The sequence below is a fragment of the Rahnella sp. PD4 genome (assembly GCF_049199325.1).
In the GTDB taxonomy this organism is placed as follows: Bacteria; Pseudomonadota; Gammaproteobacteria; order Enterobacterales; family Enterobacteriaceae; genus Rahnella; species Rahnella perminowiae.
Genome location: NZ_JBLZQF010000001.1, coordinates 344,037 through 360,590, shown reverse-complemented (window position 1 = coordinate 360,590; position 16,554 = coordinate 344,037). Strand labels below are relative to the sequence as shown.

Here is a 16,554-nt window from a genome sequence, read left to right as displayed (position 1 = left end):
TGCAAAGCTGGTTCGGGCAGCATGTCTGGCGGTGAGTGAAATTAACTTCCTTCCGGCCACATGACAAAGGGCACTGAACAATCCGGGCTTGCAAAGTAATAACGAGTGAGGCTAGGTGAATTTGATATTGTAGATTTTAAAGGCGGGGGTAAATATTAATTATGGAAAGTCCACTTTCCAAATCAGGAAACACATCACCCGCAAAAAGTGATATTAATCAGCACAACCTTGGCGTCGCCGATTTAAAGCTTTTGCGCGTCTTTAAAACCGTGGTAGAAGCCGGTGGCTTTACCGCAGCATGCAACGAACTGAATATTGGACTCGCGGCGATCAGCAAACAAATCTCTGATCTCGAAATCCGTTTTGGCATGAAACTTTGTACCCGGGGGCGCGAAGGATTTTATTTAACCGAACACGGTAAAGTGGCTTATCAGGCATGCCTGGATTTATTTTCATCCATTAATCAGTTTCGCGACAAACTCAATCACGCCCGTCACGAGCTGTTCGGCGAGCTGAATATTGGTATTATCGACAACACCATCACCGACCCGCAATCGCCGGTAATCAGTGCATTAGGCGAGATTTATCGCCAGGCTCCGAAGGTCAGTATACGCCTGCACGCCACCCAGCTGGACGAGATTGAACGCGGGATTATCGACGGACGTTTCACCTGCGGTATTATGCCGGTATATCAGGAAAAACCCGAGTTTGATTATTACTTTCTCTATCACGAAATGGCCTACCTTTATTGCGGCAATAAACACCCGCTGTTCAGCATTCCTGCCAGTGAAATAAAAGAGTCGCAGATCAAATCATCACAAATGGTGAATCATTTCTATGCTAATCACAGCAAGAAAAATATCTTTTCGGATGTCACTTCCTCGCATGCTATTGCGGTACAAGTCGAAGCCGTTACCATGTTACTGATGACGGGAAATTATCTCGGATTTCTGCCGGAACATTATGCCAGTGCCTTTATGGGAGGACAAAAACTTCGCGCACTGATGCCGGATAATATTGAGATTGCCACACCGTTCAGTCTGGTACTGAAAAAAGGTGCACCTTTTAATTCTGTAATGACTTTATTCTCCAATGCACTTAAACAGGCATTAATCCCCGTTCCTGAAGCCAGAGCCAGCTGAAACCCTGTGCGCTATTAGGGCACAATCGCTTTTCCTGCACCCTGAGAGAGCAAAGAAAGTCATGTTGTGGTGCACATTATCACTTTTAATTATAAATTCGTTTACCTTCTTCTCATCAATTATCTAAAAATGTATAACATCAATGCCCTGCATGATTTCCTTCCGCGATTTCAACTGTGGCGTGGTAATTGCTTTATCAGCTTGTCTATACAGGGTTGCACATTAGGATTTTTATTAGCCGTCTTTTTCTCTTCCCACACCAAGCGAGGAAATTATGTCACCTTCTCAGACCTTTACGGGCTTTTTCAAAAACAAACTGGCACTGGCCTGCTGCCTTAGTGCCCTCGGCACATTCAGCCTGAGCGCCTCCGCTGCTGCACCCGAAGCGGGCACCTTCAAAATGGGCATTGAGCCCTGGCTGGGTTACGGCCAGTGGCATGTCGCGCAAAGTCAGGGCATTTTTAAACAGCAGGGGCTGGAAAAGGTCGATATCGTTAACTTCGCCGAAGATAAAGACATCAACGCCGCTTTAGCCAGCGGCCAGATTGACGGTGCAAATATTGCCACACATACCGCAATGGCGATGGTGTCCGCCGGTTTACCCATAAAAGTCGTGCTGTTGCTGGATCAAAGTGAAACCGCTGACGCCCTGCTGGTCGGCAAAGACATCACTACCCTTAAGGATCTGAAAGGCAAACAGATAGCCTTTGAAGAAGGCACGACCAGCGATATTTTACTGCACAGTGCGGTGAATGCCGCCGGTCTGAAATGGAGTGATATCACACCAGTGCCGATGCCAGCCGATTCAGCGGGCAGCGCGCTGATCGCTAAACGTGTGACTGCCGCCGTGACTTACGAACCCTATATTTCTGCCGCGAAAAAGCAGGACCCGTCACTGAAAATGCTCTACAGCGGCTCTTCCGATCCCGGACTGATTGGCGATGTGCTGGTGGTGCGTGATTCGGTGCTGAAAGAAAAACCGGGGCAAATCGCCGCCCTGATTAAAAGCTGGGACGCCGCCCTCACCCACTATCAGGCCAATACCACGGCGGATCGCGCCATCATCGCCAAAGCGGTTGGCGCAACACCGGCTGATCTGGAAACCGCGTTTGACGGCGTGAAATATTACTCGCTGGCGGAAAACAAACAGGTACTCAGCCATTCCTTCTCCGGCCAGACCTTTGCGCACGTGCTCAAAGCCGCCACGGCCGCCGGGCTTATTCCAAAACCGGTAACGGCTGAGCAAGTGATTGATGCCAGCTTCGTGAACAGCCTGCCATGAGTTCACGTCGTAAACCGCTCAATCTGATGGTGATTGGCCGCCTGCCGTCGCGCAAATTGTTCGTCGGCATCGCCGTGGCGCTGTTCGTGGTCCTGTTTCTTGCCTGGGGACTGGCAACCCGCAGCGGCGCGATCCCGCCGATTTTCCTGCCCAAACTGACCGATGTCTGGCTGAAGATGGTCAGTCTGGCGCAGGACGGCACGCTGTGGAGCGACATTAAAAGCAGCCTGTACCGCATCAGTATTGCCTTCGTGATCTCCTCGGTGATGTCGATTGTGATTGGTGTGCTGGCGGGCTGCTACGGCTTCTTCAAAGCGCTGACCGAACCGCTGGTGGATTTCATCCGTTATATGCCGGTGGTGGCGTTTGTACCGCTGACCATTCTGTGGACCGGCACTGACGATGTACAAAAATTCCTGATTATCTGGATCGGCACCTTCTTCCAGCAGGTTCTGATGGTGATTGACGCCGTGAAACGGGTACCCGGCGATTTTGTCGGTTTAGGCCGCACGTTAGGCATGCCGGATCGCAAAATCCTGTTCCGTATCGTGTTACCGGGCGCACTGCCGGGCATCTGGGATGCCCTGCGCATCAGTCTTGGCTGGGCGTGGACGTGGCTGGTGCTGGCCGAACTGGTGGCATCCACTTCGGGCCTCGGTTACCGCATCGTGGTGTCGCAACGTTTCTTCCAGACTGACACCATCATCGGTTACATCCTGCTGCTGGGTATTCTGGGTTTAATCAGCGATCAGATCATGCGTGCACTGGAGCGCGTACTGTTCCGCTACAACAAGAGGCGTGCCTGATGTCGGTGTTAACCATTTCCCATCTGCACAAAAGTTTTCAGGTTGGCAGGCAAACGCGCGAGGTATTGCACGACATCAGCCTGACGCTGGCAGACAACGAATTTGTTTCGGTGGTCGGTACGTCCGGTTGCGGTAAAAGTACGTTGTTGTCAATTGCGGCCGGGCTTGAAGATTACGACAGCGGCGACGTTCAGGTGGACGGCAAAACCATTCGCGGCGCGGGCATTGACCGTGGCGTGGTGTTTCAGTCATACACCCTGCTGCCCTGGCTGACGGCGCGCCAAAACATTGAGTTTGCGCTGAAAGCCGCCGGATTCAACCGCGCACAATGTCGTGAAAAGGCCAGTGAGCATCTCGAACTGGTGCAACTGACATCGTTTGCTGATGCCTGGCCAGCGGAGCTTTCCGGCGGCATGAAACAGCGCGTCGCCATCGCCCGTGCACTGTCTTACCGCCCTAAAATCTTGCTGATGGATGAACCCTTTGGCGCGCTGGATGCCATGACCCGCCACCAGATGCAGGAATTACTGACCGGCATCTGGGAACAGCACCGGCTGACCGTCATGTTCGTCACACACGATATTGAAGAAGCGGTGTATCTGTCTGACCGTATTGTGGTGATGGGCCCCGGCACGATTGCGGCGACTTACAACGTGCCGCTACCCCGTCCGCGTCGTGAGGAACTGACCGCCAGCCCTGAATTCACCGACCTGCAACGCCAGGTTCTGCATACTATCCGCAGCGGCCATCCCCGCGCTGCACTGGCCTGATAACCGGAGATTGACCATGTCTGCACCTTTTCAAGCCGTGACTTTTCATGATCTGAGTGGTTCTTCCGAACTGCCAGCGGAGTTGTTCAAACGTACAGAAGCCGATTTATCCTTTTTCACCGAGCACGTCGCGCCGATCATTGAAGCGGTGCGTACCGAAGGTGATGCCGCCCTGCGCCGTTTTGCCCGCGATTTCGACGGCGTTAGCGTGCCGCATATGAGCATTCTGGCGGAAGACACGGAATTCGAAACGGCATTCGAACGCCTCGATCCGCAGGTGGTGGAATCGATCCGCTTCGCCGTCGAAAACGTCCGTGCGTTCCATGAAGCACAAAAACCGGAAGATATGTGGATGAAAGAAATCCGCCCGGGCGCGTTTGCCGGTGACCGGCATGTGCCGATCGATTCCGTCGCCTGTTACGTGCCACGCGGTAAAGGCTCATTCCCGAGCGTATTACTGATGACCACCATTCCGGCGGTGGTGGCAGGCGTAAAACGCGCCATTGTCATTACCCCGCCGGGGCCGGATGGTAAAGTCGATGACGCCACGCTGGTGGCCGCACGTCTGGTTGGCATCACCGAAGTGTACAAATGCGGCGGCGCACAGGGCGTGGCCGCCGTGGCGTTCGGTACTGAAACCGTGCCGAAATGCCTGAAAATTGTCGGCCCCGGCAGCCCGTGGGTGGTGGCGGCCAAACGTCAGCTTTCCGGTCTTATCGACCCCGGCGTTCCGGCAGGTCCGAGCGAAAGTCTGATCCTCGCTGATGACAGTGTGGACGGCGCGCTGGCGGCGCTGGATCTGATTATCGAGTCTGAACATGGCCCGGACTCTTCGGCGTATCTGGTCACCAGCAGCCGTCGGGTCGCGGAACAGGCCATCGCCGCACTGCCCGGTTACTGGGCACAGCTCGACGAAAAACGGGCCGGATTCTCCCAGGCCGTATTGTGCGGAACGCATGGCGGCGTAGTGCTGACCGAAGATTTCGCCGCCGCCGTTGAATTTGTTAATCAGTACGCGCCGGAGCATCTGGAAATTCTGGCCGAGGAACCGATGGCCGTCATGGGCAAAATCCGTAATGCCGGTGAAATACTGCTCGGTAATTACACGCCGATCACGCTGGGCAATTTCGTTCTCGGACCGAATGCGGTTCTGCCGACCAACGGTGCCGCCAAAACTGTCGGACCTTTGTCTGTATTCGATTACATGAAACGGATCTCCGTAGGCTACGTCACCCGCGAAGGCTATCAGCCGCTGGCCGATAAAGCGCACGCCTTTGCGTTGTATGAGGGATTCCCCGGCCACGCGCTGGCGGTATCGGCATTACGCACTGAGATCCTCAACAAAAAAGGCCAGTAATGATGAGCAATATGACGGGCAGTGAACCGCTGGCCGCGCAGGCGCGTCAGTTAGTGCAGGCGGGAGAATGGCAGCAGGCGGCGGACGTTTTGCGCCAGCTTATCGGCGAAGTGACCGGCGTGGCAGCCGGTCAGCTAACCATCAACCGCGATCAGTACAGCCTCAACTCCCTCAACGGCACCGTGACCCTTGATGATGGCCGCGCCCTGTTCTTCAAATATCACAATGAAGAAGGGGAAGATAAAACCATTGAGGAGTATTACAACGCGGAACTGTTGCGTGAAAGCGGCTTTCGGGTAGACGTGCCGGTGTATGCCTGCGGCGAGCCGGGGCGGCAGATCCTGATGTACACCCTGCGTCATGACCGGCGCATGGCAGACATCTGCCGCGATATCGAACAACAACAGGCGTGGGATCAGGAAGCAGAAATTGAAGAAGCGCAGCGTCGCGCCGACCGCGATATTCTGACTCACACCCTGCCGACGCTGAAGCCCGGCCTGGTCAGTGCGGTGGCGGCCGAACCTGTCCATCAGTTGTTCTATCACCGTCTGATTTCTCCGGAAAACCCGGAAATCACTGCCGGTTTGGGTGGCCGTGTGGCCCGTTTTTATGTCGGTAAAACTTTCCGTCTGGAAGATGAAGAACTGGAATGGCAGACACTGAGCAACCTGCGCTGGGTGATCAACGGCGTGACCTATCAGCACAGCCTGCGGCAATTATTCACTGAAGCCGGGATCCGCCTGGCACCGGCAGCGCTGGCCGGCCACGGTGTGATTACCGCGCACGGTGATGCGCATAATGCGAATGTCTGGTACGACACTTCGGAGGAAATTCCGCAACTGGTCAGCTTCGACCCGGCGTTTGCCGGTCGCAATATTCCGGCGCTGCTGGCGGAAATAAAAGCCACCTTCCACAACATTTTTGCCCATCCGTTATGGTTGTATGAGCCTTCCCGTTGCGGCGAACTTTACAAAGTAACCGTCATGAGACGGGGTGACACATTATATGTCGATCATAACTGGCAGTTAACCCCGCTGCGCGCCGCATTTTTACGCGATAAAGGTGAGGAATACTGGCAGCCGTTACTGGCGCAACTCGCCCGCCGCGGCTGGCTGCCGCCCCACTGGCAGCGGATTTTCCGGCTCGCCATGTTCTGCTGCCCGACGCTGGTCCTTGATTTACGCGCCGGGGGGTTCAGCGGCCATACACAGACCAGTTCCGCCCTCGGGCTGGCGATGGCAATGATGCTCGGGAGCGAACCGGTTGAAGACACTGATGAATTCAGCGACTGGCTGGCGGGGATCAGCCCGGCGGAGCAACCATTATGATATCTCCTTTCTCCCTGCAACGTTTCTCGCTGCAAGGCAGGCGGGTGCTGATCACCGGCAGTTCACGCGGCATCGGTCAGGCACTGGCTGTTGGCATGGCACAGGCGGGGGCCCGCGTGACGGTCAGCGGACGCGATATCACCACCCTGAATACCGTTTGTGAGCAGATCCGCCGGCAAGGCGGTGATGCCACACCGCTGGTGCTGGATGTCACAAAACCCGCCACCTTTGCCGACGCTTTCGCCTCCCTGTCCGCGCCACCGGATGTGCTGGTTAATAATGCCGGTACCGAACAATTATGTCCCTCAATGGAGGTTGACGAAGTGCTATGGGATACCATTCTGACCACTAATCTCAAAGGCGCATTTTTCTGTGCCCAGGCCGCTGCGCGTCTGATGGCTGAAAACGGCGGCGGCAGCATTCTGAACTTGTGTTCCCTGACCAGCCAGGTCGGGGTGCCCGGCGCGGCTGCCTACGGTGCATCGAAATCGGCCATGGTTGGCCTGACACATACTCTGGCGACAGAATGGGCCGCCAGAAACATCCGCGTGAACGGCATCGGGCCGGGATATTTCAAAACAGATCTCACCGCTGAGTTTTATGATAACGCCAGCTGGTGCCAGCAGATGCAGGCAAAAATCCCGCTGGGAAGATTTGGTGAACTGGATGATTTGATCGGCGCAGCCGTGTTTCTGAGCAGTCCGGCAGCGGCCTATATCACCGGGCAGGTGTTGTATGTGGACGGGGGATACCTGGCGGGGATCTGATGTCAGACCGGACATCGAAGCGGTTTCTCACTTGCCGTGAGGGCTTTTTCGCTTGCAGCGTAGTGCAGGATTGAGACAATTTCGGTTTTTCAATAACAGTTATCACACAGCCTCTCATGCCTAAACCGACCAAAGAGGGCTATGACGGGCCCTCTTTGGAATCTCCACGTCTTAAACTGCGTGCTCCGCTCGCTGACAATGTTTCAGGTATCACAGCTATAGCCGCAAAATCCCGCCGCTGCGCGGTTCCCTACGTTCGGGTTACAACCCGCGTAAAAAGATACGCGGTTTTTCACCTCTCCGTCGGCGTGATTTTGGAACCGGCCGCAGCCTTCTACTTCACAACCTCACCTCTCTTGGTAAACCCGATCCGCCATTTTCTCTACCCGCGAAATCGCCGCATACAACGTCTCTGCCGTCACCTGCCCCGGCATATTCTCCATATCTGGCGCGTGCAGTGATGCCTGCACAATACTTTCCAGCTCATCCTCATTGAGATCTGCTATCTCACTCAGACGCAGCGGCACCGCGCAGGCCTGAGCAAGTTTGATCGCTTCCAGCAATTCCTCATTGCTGCGGTTTTCCAGCGCCAGCAGACACAGGTTGCCGAAACCGACCAGCAGGCCGTGGCCAAATTCGCGGGTTTTATCACACACCGTAAAACCTTCATAGATGGCGTGGGAAGCAGCGGCGTGCGCCCCGCTGCTCATCAGCGATGTCAGGCCCGCAAACATGAAAATGGCATCAAGCACCTGATCAAGTTCGGCGTTCGGTTTACCGGCACGGACCGCGTCGCAGGCCGCAGGGCCGTAAGATGCGATCAGGTCATAACAGATCCGGCTGTTGGCACTGGAAGAACGTGCGACGCCGCTCAGCTGACCGTGATGAGTGCTGATGGCACGAAATTCATACCATTTCGCCAGCGTGTCCCCAAGTCCAGCCGCCAGCCAGCGCAAAGGTGAAGCGGCCAGAATTTCGCTGTCGATAATCACTGCAGCCGGTGCCTGTGACAGCGGGAATAAATCCCGGAAATGACCGTCGTCGTGATAACGGATGGTCAGCGGTGTGACGGCCGCGCAGGTCGCAGCAATCGTTGGGATCGTGACGACCGGCACGTTAGTTTCTGCGCCAACCGCTTTACAGGTATCAAGAGATTTACCGCCGCCCACGCCAATCACGATATCGGCTTTTTTATCTTTAACGATTTTCGCCAGACGGCTGATATGACGCTCGCTGCTTTCACCGCCGAACCATTCACTGCCGGCAAGTTCCACGGCAGAACCTTCCAGCTGATGACGGATTTTATCCCCCACGACGGCCAGTGACTGATGCCCGCCAATCACCAGCGCACGCGTGCCCAGCAGTGCGCAAATGTCACCAAGCTGAGAGATAACGCCGGGCCCGCGCAGAATTTGTGCCGGGAAGATAATATTCTGTGCCTGCATAACTGCCTCTTCGTAATGTTGTGTTTGACGGATCGGATGAAAATGCTCAAAGGATCTTTCTGTTCATTCAACTGCTTATGGCTGAAGACGTAACAAATGCGGCCCCAGCTGGCTGACCGACGTGCAACCAAGCTGCGCGATTGTGCGGTCAACTTCCTGCAAAATAATCTCCAGTGCCCGTTGCGCACCCGCCTCACCGGCTGCGGCGACGCCATACAGCATCGGTCTGCCGAGCAGGACCGCATCCGCACCGAGCGCCAGTGCTTTAACGACATCAGTGCCACGGCGAAAGCCACTGTCAATAAGGATCGTCGCCTGCGAACCGCACAGTGTCCGGATGTCCGGCAGCACTTCGAGCGCACTCACCGAGCCGTCAAGCTGACGTCCGCCGTGGTTTGACAGCACAATGCCATCGGCTCCGCTCGCAAAAGCAAGTTGTGCATCTTCCGGCGCCAGGATCCCTTTGATCAACAAGGCGCCCTGCCACTGACTGCGGATCCAGCGCAGAGTTTCCCAGCTGAGACGGGTATCCATCTGCGCCGAGAAGTAGCTCGCCCCACCCGCCCCGCGTTGCTTATCCGCCGGAACATAGGGTTTGAGATTGCCGAACCCGGGCATTCCCGCCGGTTTTAAGGTTCGCCATACCCAGCCTGGATGCAGCGCAACATCAAGCATGCTCCAAAGCGATAGCTTCATTGGCCGCCGGTAATTACGCTTATCTTTTTCACGGTTACCGAAATGCACCGCATCAACCGAGACCACCAGCGTGGTGCAACCGGCCGCTTTCGCGCGCGCCAAAAGTCCGGCAGTGACGGCACGGTCTTTGAGCACATACAACTGAAACCAATGCTGCGGCAGGTTTTCTGCCGCAATTTCTTCAACCGATGCAGTTGAAACGGTGCTCTGGATATAACCGATACCCGCATGTTTCGCTGTACGGGCCAGCATGGCATCCGCACCGAAACGCAACATGCCGTTATAGCCGGTCGGCGCAATCAGCAACGGCGCTGAAAGGCGCTGTCCGCACACCGTGACGGATAAATCGCGCTGGCTGGAATCGTTCAGCACCGGCGGAATAAAGCGCCAGCGCCCGAAAATCTCCCGGTTGTCTTTCAGCGTTTGTTCATCATCCGCCCCGCCTTCGACATAGCTGAATGCAAAACGGGGCAATGCGCATTTCGCCTGCCGGCGCAAATCGTCAATGTTCAGCGCAACACGTTTCACGCTGCCCCCTCCGCCAGGATACATTTCAGGCTGTCGATAAACTGACGGTTATCCTGTTCATTACCGATGGACACGCGGATCCAGTTTTCATAACCGGTTTCCCGCCAGGGTTTGATAATTACACCGAAACTAAGCAAGCGTTGTGCCAGTTCTGTGGCCGGGCGGCCGCAATCAAAGAAGAGGAAGTTGGCATACGATGAGGCGACGTTAAAACCAAGCGCGGTAAGTTCTGTCGCAACGCGTCCGCGCTGCGTGCTGACCAGCGCAATGCTCTCGCGGACATGATCTTTATCCCGCAATGCCGCCACGGCAGCGATCTGCGCCGAACGGTTGATGTTGAAAGGCGTACGCACTCTGTCCAGCAGGTTAACCAGTTCAGGATGACTGGCTAAACCATACCCCACCCGCAACCCGGCCAGCCCGTACGCTTTCGAGAAAGTCCGCAGCACGATCCACGGTCGTGGCTGGTCAGCCAGTACGCGCAGACTGTCAGGGTATTCAGGATCGGTTTCGCAATATTCGAAATAGGCTTCGTCAATCACCAGCACACAATCCGCTGGCGCGGCATTAATGATACGGGCGAATCCTTCCCGGTTGAGCATGCAGCCCACCGGATTGGAAGGGTTGCTGAAAATCAACATCTTCGCCGGTCCGGACAGCGCGTTTTCCCAGGCTTCGATATCAAATTCCTGCTGTGCATTAACACCCACCATGGTGACATCGGCACCCATCATGCGCGGGAAGATTTCATGTAAACCAAACGAGGGGATCAGCGTGACCACGCGGTCGCCGGGGCTAAGAAACGCCAGCGCCAGCATATGCAGAATGTCTTCCGAACCGTTGCCGATAACAATATTTCCGGCTGCCACCCCGGTATCTGCTGCCAGCGCATCACGCAGCGCCATGCTTGATGCATCAGAATAAATCGCACTGAAACAGGCGTCCGCTTCTAATGCGGCCCTCGCCAGCGGACTGGCACCCAACGGATTTTCATTACTGGCCAGTTTGGCAACATGCGTCACGCCATATTTTTTTTGCACAGCCTCTGCCGCAAGCCCGGCGTTATAAGCGCTCAGCGACCGTGCTGCGGGCCTTGCCAGTTTTTCCAGGAGCTGTTGCTGTTTTTCAAATACCGAATCAGAAACTGCCAGATCTGAAGCCATTATTCACCTCACGCTGCTAAGTTGCTCCCGAGTATGCCGTAAATCAGCGGTGTTTTACGCCTCTTTTTGCAGCATTTTCCGAATACTTTAGAAACAAAACGGGCAACGGCCTGCGCCGCTGCCCGTGAGTATTGTTCAATTTAATTTCCTGACGTATTAATCACTTACAGTGATGACTTGCCAGGCATCGGCAAATTCAGATGATGGCGTTCAGCACAGTCTTGTGCCTGTTCATAACCAGCATCTGCATGGCGCATCACCCCTGTCGCCGGGTCATTCCACAGCACACGTTCAAGACGGGCATCTGCTTCTCGGGTACCGTCAGCAACGATCACCATTCCGGCGTGCTGTGAGAATCCCATTCCGACGCCACCGCCGTGATGCAGACTCACCCAGGTTGCGCCGCCCGCCGTATTAAGCAATGCGTTCAGCAGCGGCCAGTCAGAAACCGCATCAGAACCGTCTTTCATGGCTTCCGTTTCACGGTTTGGTGAGGCAACAGAACCGGTGTCGAGATGGTCACGACCGATAACAACCGGTGCTTTCAGTTCACCGTTACGGACCATTTCATTGAATGCCAGACCGGCAAGGTGGCGCTCGCCAAGACCCAGCCAGCAGATCCGCGCCGGTAACCCCTGGAAGGCAATGCGTTCACGCGCCATATCCAGCCAGTTGATGAGGTTTGCGTTGTCCGGGAACAGTTCCTTCAGTTTTGCGTCGGTTTTGTAGATATCTTCCGGGTCACCGGAAAGCGCCACCCAGCGGAACGGACCTTTACCTTCGCAGAATAGCGGACGGATATAGGCCGGCACAAAGCCCGGAAAATCAAAGGCATTTTCCACGCCTTCGTCTTTGGCAACCTGACGGATGTTGTTGCCATAATCGACAGTCGGAATGCCCATAGCATGAAAATCGAGCATTGCCTGAACATGTCTGGCCATTGACGCACGGGCAGCTTTCACCACCGATTGCGGATCTGCCTGCCGCGCATCCTGCCATTTTTCCAGGCTCCAGCCTTCCGGCAGGTAACCGTTCAACGGGTCATGTGCCGAGGTCTGATCAGTGACAATATCCGGGCGCAGACCGCCTTCTTTCGCGCGGGCAACCAGTTGTGGCATCACCTCTGCGGCATTGCCCAGCAGGCCGACGGAAATGGCTTTTTTCTCAGCGCAGGCTTTTTCAATCATGGCCAGCGCTTCATCAATGCTGTGTGCTTTGTAATCGAGATAGCGGGTGCGCAGACGGAAATCGATGCGCGACTCCTGGCATTCAATCGCCAGCACGCAGGCTCCGGCCAGTACGCCAGCCAGTGGCTGAGCGCCGCCCATGCCGCCCAGACCGGCCGTCAGGATCCATTTGCCACGCAGGTCACTGTTGTAATGTTGACGCCCCGCTTCCGCGAAGGTTTCATAAGTGCCCTGCACGATGCCCTGCGCACCGATATAAATCCAGGAACCGGCAGTCATCTGGCCGTACATCATCAGGCCGGCTTTATCCAGTTCATGAAAGTGATCCCAGTTTGCCCAGTGCGGGACAATGTTGGAATTGGCAATCAGCACGCGCGGTGCATCGGTATGCGTGCGGAAAACGCCGACCGGCTTGCCGGATTGCACCAGCAGCGTTTCGTCTTCACGCAGCTTACGTAAACTGTCGAGAATGCCTTCAAACGCCGGCCAGTTGCGCGCCGCTTTACCGATACCGCCATAAACCACCAGATCTTCCGGACGCTCAGCGACATCCGGATCGAGATTGTTCTGGATCATGCGGTATGCCGCTTCAATCAGCCAGTTCTGACAGCTCAGTTCCGTGCCCTGTGGCGCACGGATTACGCGGGCAACGGCCGTTTTTTGTGGAGCGTTCATCGTCGTTTCCTTCTCTAAAATAAGGGGTTATAAATCAGTCGGTATAAGACAAAATTGCTCAGGCAAAGCTTGGCAGCAGCGCTTCAATCGCAGCAGGCCAATGCTCGCGGGAAGCCCAAAGACGCATCATTTCAACGTCCGGTGCCATCAGGCGGTCTTTTTCAAGAAACGCTACGTTTTCACGGATCGCTTTCATTTCATTTTCCAGCGTGGCTGAACTGCGCAGCGGACGATGGAAATCAATACCTTGTGCGGCGGCCATCGCTTCTATGCCTACGACCACACTGGTGTTAAAACACATGTCCCCCAGACGGCGGGCGGCATAGGTGGCCATGGATACATGATCTTCCTGATTCGCCGAAGTCGGCAGGCTGTCAACGCTGCCCGGATGCGCCAGCGATTTGTTTTCCGACGCCAGAGCCGCTGCGGTAACCTGCGCAATCATGAAACCTGAATTCACACCACCGTCATTAACCAGAAACGCAGGCAAACCGGAAAGCCCGGTATCGAGCAGCAGCGCCATACGGCGTTCGGAAATCGCACCGATCTCAGCGACGGCCAGCGCAATGATATCGGCGGCAAAAGCCACCGGTTCGGCATGGAAGTTACCACCGGAAATCACATCACCGTTTTCGGAAAATACCAGCGGGTTATCGGAGGCCGCATTCGCTTCGATGCGCAGAATGCGCGCAGCGTGGTGCAGATTATCCAGACAGGCCCCCATCACCTGCGGTACACAGCGGATGGAGTAAGGATCCTGTACCCGGCCGCAATCCGCATGAGACGTGACAATGTCACTACCTGAGAGAATAGCGGTCAACGCGGCTGCAACCCCCATCTGCCCCTGCTGCCCCCGGGCTTCGTGAATCCGCGCATCCAGCGGTTTCACTGAACCTTTAATCGCTTCGAGCGACAATGCGCCCGCCACCAGCCCGGCAGAAAATACACGTTCGGCCTCAAACAGGCCGGACAGTGCAAGAGAAGTGGAAACCTGAGTGCCGTTCAGCAGTGCCAGCCCTTCTTTCGGACCGAGTTCAAACGGCTTCAGACCCGCCGTCGCCAGACCGTCAGTTGCCGACATTTTTACGCCTTGTGCCGTAACCTGACCCTCGCCAATCAGCATCAGGGAAAGATGTGCCAGCGGTGCTAAGTCACCGGATGCACCCACAGAGCCTTTCTCAGGAATGCAGGGATAAACCCCGGCATTAAACAAAGCAATCAGCGCATCGATAATCTCAATACGGATACCGGAATGGCCGCGCGACAGACTCAGCACTTTGGTCGCCATCACCAGACGCACCACGTTATCCGCCAGATCCTTGCCGATCCCGACGCTGTGTGACAACACCAGATTGCGTTGCAGTTCCGCCAGACGTTCCGCCGGAATACGCGTTTGGGCCAGCTTGCCGAAACCGGTATTGATGCCGTAAACCACTTTTCCTGATTCAACAATGCGGGTGACCGTTTCCTGTGACGCCAGCACGCCCGCGCGCGCCTCCTCAGCCAGTTCAAGGCGAACATTGCCCTGATAAATCTTGCGCAGCATCGGCAGATCAACATGACCCGGTTGCAGGCGGCAAAGGGTTAACACATGGGATGAAGAAGCCATAATCTATTCCTGTATAGACAAGTTAAACCGGAAGTAAACCCGGCGAAGGACTCAGCCCGCCGGGTATATATGTATTACATGACGAATCAAAAACCTGTTATCTGCAGACACATGGCAACGAAATCAGTGTTCGATTGTCTGCATCGTTTCGGTCCGAATTTCTTCGGTAACCTGCGCTTTCAGCGCCATAAATTCCGGCGAGGTTTTCAGGGTATAGTCCCGCGGATGCGGGAAATTAACCGCCACCTCGGTTTTGATCCGCCCCGGTCGCGCACTGAAAATCGCCACTTTGTTGGCCATAAAAATGGCTTCATCAATATCGTGCGTCACGAACAACACGGTTTTGCGTGAGGATTCCCAGATCGATAACAGCAGTTCCTGCATCATCACGCGGGTCTGGTTATCCAGGGCGCCAAAAGGCTCATCCATCAGCAAAATTTTTGGATCATTCGCCAGCGCGCGGGCGATGGCGGTACGTTGCTGCATCCCGCCGGAAAGCTGACGCGGGAAATGCTGCTCAAAACCCCGCAGCCCGACCTTATGAATAAAGTAGTCGCTGCGTTCTTTTTGCGCTGCCTTACTTACACCACGCTCCTGCAAACCAAAACAGATGTTTTGCTCAACGGTCAGCCAGGGGAACAAGGTATAACTTTGAAAAACCATGCCACGATCGGCACCGGGTCCCTCCACGCGTTCACCGTCTAACCACACTTCGCCACGCGTCGGTTGATCCAGCCCGGCAACAATACGCAGTAATGTAGATTTACCGCAGCCTGAGGGCCCGAGGATGGTGATAAAGTCGTTTTCATTAACCTGATAATCCACCGGTAACAGCGCCTGTGTTTTCTCACCCTGCGGACCGGTAAAGATACGTTCAACCTGACGGACACTCAGTTTCGGATGGCTCATCACAATGAACTCCATACAAACAGGCGACGGTTGGCCGCTTTGAACAACAGATCGGAGAGCAAACCAATGCAACCAATCACGATAATGCCGAAGATCATTTGCCCGGTATTGAGCAGCGCCTGGCTGTTAACAATCATATGACCGATACCGCTTGAAGAGCCAATAAGCTCTGCCACAATCACGTAAGTCCACGCCCAGCCAAGCACGAGGCGCAGCAACTCGGCTATTTCCGGTGCCGCACCGGGAATGATTACCCGGCGCACGACACTCCGGTTGGTTGCGCCTAATGTATACGCAGCTTCGACCAGATCACGCCGCGCTGCACCTACGGTCACCGCCACCATCAGGGTTATCTGGAAAAAAGAGCCAATGAAAATCACCAGTATTTTCTGCATTTCACCAATACCCGCCCACAGGATCAGCAACGGCACAAATGCTGACGCAGGCAGATAACGGCAAAACGATACAAACGGCTCGAAAAAAGCCTCAATCAGTTTGTAAGACCCCATGAAGATGCCGAGCGGAACAGCAATGGCGCAAGCCAGAATAAATCCACCCAGCACCCGCATGACGGTCATGCCGATGTCGGTTGTAAAATCAAAATCGGTAAACAGTAAAATACCTTCCTGCAACATACTCGCCGGACTGGCAAGAAATGTGGCGGAGACGAGGCCGGTAAACGTCACCAGCGCCCATACGGCAAAAAACAGCACAAAGAAACAGAACCCGAGGAACACGCGATGCCGCGCGGCAACCGGCCGCAAAGGCACCATCATGGGGTTATGCCAGACTTTTTTGCTTGCCGGCAACGGTGCCGGCTCACGTAAGGCTGACTCTGTCGTCATGGGTTGTTCTGCTGCCTGACTGACAGGAGTGTTCATATCGCCGTC

14 protein-coding genes are annotated in these 16,554 nt (G+C 55.2%); 7 read left to right on the top strand and 7 right to left on the bottom strand.

Features of this window, described 5'->3' with window-relative positions; all coding sequences use genetic code 11:
* Positions 1-161 precede the first annotated feature (161 nt).
* The 7 genes from ACOZIO_RS01535 to ACOZIO_RS01505 all read left to right on the top strand — a co-directional run bounded on the left by ACOZIO_RS01535 (position 162) and on the right by ACOZIO_RS01505 (position 7,452).
* Positions 162-1,142 carry a LysR family transcriptional regulator gene (locus ACOZIO_RS01535; protein WP_421594855.1) on the top strand — a complete coding sequence of 327 codons (981 nt, stop codon included), beginning with the start codon at positions 162-164 and terminating at the stop codon, positions 1,140-1,142.
* A gap of 274 nt (positions 1,143-1,416) precedes the next feature.
* Positions 1,417-2,424 carry an ABC transporter substrate-binding protein gene (locus ACOZIO_RS01530; RefSeq protein ID WP_258453338.1) on the top strand — a complete coding sequence of 336 codons (1,008 nt, stop codon included), beginning with the start codon at positions 1,417-1,419 and terminating at the stop codon, positions 2,422-2,424.
* Positions 2,421-3,230, top strand: a complete 810-nt coding sequence (locus ACOZIO_RS01525; protein ID WP_421594854.1) for an ABC transporter permease — start codon at positions 2,421-2,423, stop codon at positions 3,228-3,230. The genes ACOZIO_RS01530 and ACOZIO_RS01525 overlap by 4 nt, the downstream gene beginning before the upstream one ends.
* Entirely contained in the window at positions 3,230-4,000 is a 771-nt protein-coding gene (locus tag ACOZIO_RS01520) for an ABC transporter ATP-binding protein (protein WP_129990734.1), read from the top strand. Before ACOZIO_RS01525 ends, ACOZIO_RS01520 begins: the two co-directional genes overlap by 1 nt.
* A gap of 16 nt (positions 4,001-4,016) precedes the next feature.
* Positions 4,017-5,357, top strand: a complete 1,341-nt coding sequence (gene hisD / locus ACOZIO_RS01515) for a histidinol dehydrogenase (protein ID WP_421594853.1) — start codon at positions 4,017-4,019, stop codon at positions 5,355-5,357.
* 2 nt (positions 5,358-5,359) lie between these two features.
* Complete coding sequence (locus ACOZIO_RS01510; RefSeq protein ID WP_129990909.1) at positions 5,360-6,685, top strand: hypothetical protein; 1,326 nt, start codon at positions 5,360-5,362, stop codon at positions 6,683-6,685.
* Complete coding sequence (locus ACOZIO_RS01505) at positions 6,682-7,452, top strand: SDR family NAD(P)-dependent oxidoreductase (protein WP_129990735.1); 771 nt, start codon at positions 6,682-6,684, stop codon at positions 7,450-7,452. The genes ACOZIO_RS01510 and ACOZIO_RS01505 overlap by 4 nt, the downstream gene beginning before the upstream one ends.
* 347 nt (positions 7,453-7,799) lie before the next feature.
* On the opposite strand, the gene ACOZIO_RS01500 is transcribed toward ACOZIO_RS01505, so the two are convergent.
* The 7 genes from ACOZIO_RS01500 to ACOZIO_RS01470 form a co-directional block, all read right to left on the bottom strand.
* The gene (locus ACOZIO_RS01500; RefSeq protein ID WP_217138623.1) at positions 7,800-8,897 is read right to left on the bottom strand and encodes an iron-containing alcohol dehydrogenase family protein; all 1,098 of its coding nucleotides are present in this window, start codon (positions 8,895-8,897) and stop codon (positions 7,800-7,802) included.
* 75 nt (positions 8,898-8,972) lie between these two features.
* Positions 8,973-10,145 carry an alpha-hydroxy acid oxidase gene (locus ACOZIO_RS01495; RefSeq protein ID WP_205951547.1) on the bottom strand — a complete coding sequence of 391 codons (1,173 nt, stop codon included), beginning with the start codon at positions 10,143-10,145 and terminating at the stop codon, positions 8,973-8,975.
* Positions 10,118-11,284, bottom strand: coding sequence for a histidinol-phosphate transaminase (gene hisC / locus ACOZIO_RS01490; RefSeq protein ID WP_129951248.1), 1,167 nt, complete (start codon positions 11,282-11,284; stop codon positions 10,118-10,120). Before hisC ends, ACOZIO_RS01495 begins: the two co-directional genes overlap by 28 nt.
* A 164-nt stretch (positions 11,285-11,448) precedes the next feature.
* Positions 11,449-13,146: a urocanate hydratase gene (hutU, locus tag ACOZIO_RS01485; protein ID WP_129951247.1), complete on the bottom strand. Its 1,698-nt coding sequence runs from the start codon at positions 13,144-13,146 to the stop codon at positions 11,449-11,451.
* A 58-nt stretch (positions 13,147-13,204) separates the two neighbouring features.
* Entirely contained in the window at positions 13,205-14,755 is a 1,551-nt protein-coding gene (gene hutH, locus ACOZIO_RS01480) for a histidine ammonia-lyase (protein ID WP_129951246.1), read from the bottom strand.
* Positions 14,756-14,878: 123 nt separating this feature from the next.
* Positions 14,879-15,664: an ABC transporter ATP-binding protein gene (locus tag ACOZIO_RS01475; RefSeq protein WP_129990739.1), complete on the bottom strand. Its 786-nt coding sequence runs from the start codon at positions 15,662-15,664 to the stop codon at positions 14,879-14,881.
* Positions 15,664-16,545, bottom strand: coding sequence for an ABC transporter permease (locus tag ACOZIO_RS01470; protein ID WP_129990740.1), 882 nt, complete (start codon positions 16,543-16,545; stop codon positions 15,664-15,666). Before ACOZIO_RS01470 ends, ACOZIO_RS01475 begins: the two co-directional genes overlap by 1 nt.
* Positions 16,546-16,554 lie beyond the last annotated feature (9 nt).